This window comes from Rhodopseudomonas sp. BR0C11, assembly GCF_010820945.1.
Taxonomy (GTDB): Bacteria; Pseudomonadota; Alphaproteobacteria; order Rhizobiales; family Xanthobacteraceae; genus Rhodopseudomonas; species Rhodopseudomonas palustris_H.
Map to the genome: position 1 here is coordinate 1 of NZ_QTKI01000498.1, position 3135 is coordinate 3135.

Annotated in this window: 3 protein-coding genes; 2 read left to right on the forward strand and 1 reads right to left on the reverse strand. The window is 66.3% G+C overall.

Features of this window, described 5'->3' with window-relative positions; translation table 11 throughout:
- On the forward strand, positions 1 to 821 hold an 821-nt coding region (locus DYI24_RS24065; RefSeq protein ID WP_164574116.1), incomplete at its 5' end, for an MFS transporter.
- Between the two features lie 152 nt (positions 822 to 973).
- On the opposite strand, the gene pcaF is transcribed toward DYI24_RS24065, so the two are convergent.
- A complete protein-coding gene (gene pcaF / locus DYI24_RS24070; protein ID WP_164574117.1) occupies positions 974 to 2182 on the reverse strand; it encodes a 3-oxoadipyl-CoA thiolase in 1209 nt (402 codons plus the stop codon).
- A gap of 176 nt (positions 2183 to 2358) precedes the next feature.
- Between pcaF and DYI24_RS24075 the strand changes: the two genes are divergently transcribed.
- Positions 2359 to 3135: MutS N-terminal domain-containing protein (locus DYI24_RS24075; protein WP_502706371.1), on the forward strand; the 777-nt coding region annotated here is incomplete at its 3' end.

The following is a 3135-nucleotide window of genomic DNA, read 5'->3' on the forward strand; positions in this document are numbered from 1 at the left end:
ACTACTTCTTCGCCCACTCCTTCACCACCGAGCGGCCCTTCATCCAGTTCGCGATCTTCAAGGACCGCAACTTCGTCGGCGGCGTGGTGTTCATGACCGTGATGGGACTGGTGCTGTTCTCCACCATGGCGCTATCGTCGCCGTTCCTGCAGAACGTCGAAGGCTATCCGATCATGACCGCCGGCCTGCTGCTCGCCTCGCGCGGCTGCGGCACCTTCGTGGCGATGATGATCGTCGGGCGGATCATGCGCTACATCGAGGCCCGCACCCTGATCGCGACCGGCCTGTCGCTGACCTGCGCGTCGCTCTACGTGATGACCGGCTGGACCGATCAGACCAGCGTGTCGAGCGTGGTCGTCACCAGCATCATCCAGGGCTTCGGCTTCGGTCTCGTGTTCGTGCCGCTGTCGACGGTGGCATTCATGACGCTGCCCGGGCAGCTCCGCACCGACGGCACCGCGATGCTGACGCTGGTGCGCAACGTCGCGAGCTCGGTCGGCATCTCGGTAGTAATCGCCAAGCTGTCGTCGGGCACCACCACGGCGCACGCGATCCTCACCGAGCACATTAACCCGTTCAACGACGCGCTGCAGATGCCCAACGTCACCGGCATGATCGATCTGTCGACCACCACCGGCAAGGCGATGATGGACGCGATCGTCACCATGCAGGCGCAGATCATCGCGTTTTCGCACGACTACGCGATGGTGATGTTCCTCACTGCCGCCGCCGTACCGATGGCGATCATCATCGGCTCGACCAAGGCCGCGCTGCGTAAGCAAAGCGAAGCCGCTGCTGATCATGCTGCGGTGATGGAGTAGCTCTTCCCCTCTGCCCGCAAGAGCGGAGCGAGGGAGATCACGGGGCCGCTCCACACCCCAGCGTCATGCGCGGGCTTGACCCGCGCATCCATCGAGCCTTTGCGAAGAGGATGGATTGCCGGGTCAAGCCCGGCAATGACGTAGCATCTTCGTTAGTTCACCTTCTCGATCGCCATCGCGACGCCCTGGCCGACGCCGACGCACATCGTGGCGAGGGCGAGCTTGCCGCCGCGCCTTTCGAGGCCGTGCACCGCGGTCAGCGCCAGGCGGGCGCCGCTCATGCCGAGCGGGTGGCCGAGCGCGATCGCACCGCCGTGCGGATTGACGAAGTCGGCATCGTCCTGGACGCCGAGCTGGCGCAGACAGGCGATGCCCTGGCTGGCGAACGCCTCGTTCAGCTCGATCAGGTCGAAGTCGCTGATCTTGAGCCCGAGCCGCTCCATCAGCTTCCTGGTCGCCGGCACCGGACCAATGCCCATGATCCGCGGCGGCACCGCGGCCGAGGCGAGGCCGAGTATTTTGGCACGCGGCGTCAGGCCGTATTTCTTCACCGCGGCCTCCGAGGCAATCAGCAGCGCCGCGGCGCCGTCATTGACGCCCGAGGCGTTGCCGGCCGTCACGGTGCCCGGATTGCGCACGATCGGCTTCAGCTTGGCGAGGCCTTCCAGCGTGGTTTCGGGACGCGGATGCTCATCCTTGTCGACCGTGATCGGGCCGGCCTTGCCGCCCGCATAGGTCACCGGCGCGATCTCCTCGGCGAAGTAACCGGCCGCGATCGCCGCACCGGCGCGCTGCTGGGAGCGGATCGCGAACGCGTCCTGGTCAGCGCGCGAGATCTGGAATTCTTCGGCGACGTTCTCGCCGGTCTCCGGCATCGAGTCGACGCCGTATTGCTGCTTCATCAGCGGATTGATGAAGCGCCAGCCGATCGTGGTGTCGAAGATGTCGGCGGTGCGGGCGAATGCTTCGGTCGCCTTGCCCTGCACGAACGGAGCACGGGTCATCGACTCGACACCACCGGCGATGGCCAGATCGATCTCGCCACCGCGGATCGCGCGCCCCGCAGCGCCGACCGCGTCGAGGCCGGAGGCACACAGCCGGTTGAGGGTCTGGCCGGGCACCGAATCCGGCAGGCCCGCCAGCAGCGCGGCCATGCGGGCGACGTTGCGGTTGTCTTCGCCAGCCTGATTGGCGCAGCCGAAGAACACCTCGTCCACCGCGCTCCAGTCCATGTCGGGATGCTTGGCCATCAGGGCCTTGATCGGCACCGCCGCGAGATCGTCGGTCCGGACCTTGGCGAGAGAACCGCCGTAACGGCCGATCGGGGTGCGCACCGCGTCGCAGACAAACACGTCGGCCATCGAAACTCTCCCTATTTTGCCGATCCGGGCTGGGGCGCCGGACTTGAAGCCGGGTTGTAGGAAGCGCCGCCGAACAGGTCAATCCGCCGCAGGCTGGCGCGCACCCGGTTGAAACCCGTGCATGGCTCGCCGCCCGAGGTAGGAACGAAGGTGCGATTTTTGCTATGCATCGGGCCATGACCATCCGCCCCGACATCGCTCTGCCGCCCGACGCCGCTCCGCCTCCGGAAGCGCCCGCCAAAATGTCGCCGATGATGGAGCAGTACCACGAGATCAAGGCCGCAAATCCGGGTCTGTTGCTGTTCTACCGGATGGGCGATTTCTACGAACTGTTCTTCGACGACGCCGAGATTGCCGCACGCGCACTCGGCATCACGCTGACCAAGCGCGGCAAGCATCTCGGGCAAGATATCCCGATGTGCGGCGTGCCGGTGGAGCGCGCTGACGATTATCTGCACCGGCTGATCGCGCTCGGTCACCGCGTCGCGGTGTGCGAGCAGACCGAAGATCCGGCAGCGGCACGCGCCCGCAAGAGCGTGGTGCGGCGCGACGTGGTGCGGCTGATCACGCCGGGCACGTTGACCGAAGACACACTGCTCGATGCCCGCGCCAACAACTACCTGCTGGCGATCGCGCGCGCCCGCGGCTCGGCCGGCGCCGATCGCATCGGCCTCGCCTGGATCGACATTTCAACCGGCGAATTCAACGTCACCGAATGTTCGACCGCCGAGCTCGCCGCGACGCTGGCGAGGATCAATCCGAACGAAGCGATTGTGCCGGACGCGCTGTACAGCGACACCGAGCTGGCACCGACGTTGCGCGAACTCGCCGCCGTCACGCCATTGACGCGCGACGTGTTTGATTCCGCAACCGCCGAGCGGCGGCTGTGTGATTACTTCGCGGTCGCCACCATGGACGGCCTTGCCGCGCTGTCGCGGCTGGAAGCGACCGCC

Excerpts from the sequence above, each read along its gene's own strand:
- pcaF (WP_164574117.1), bottom strand. The coding sequence starts at position 2,182 with ATGGCCGACGTGTTTGTCTGCGACGCGGTGCGCACCCCGATCGGCCGT.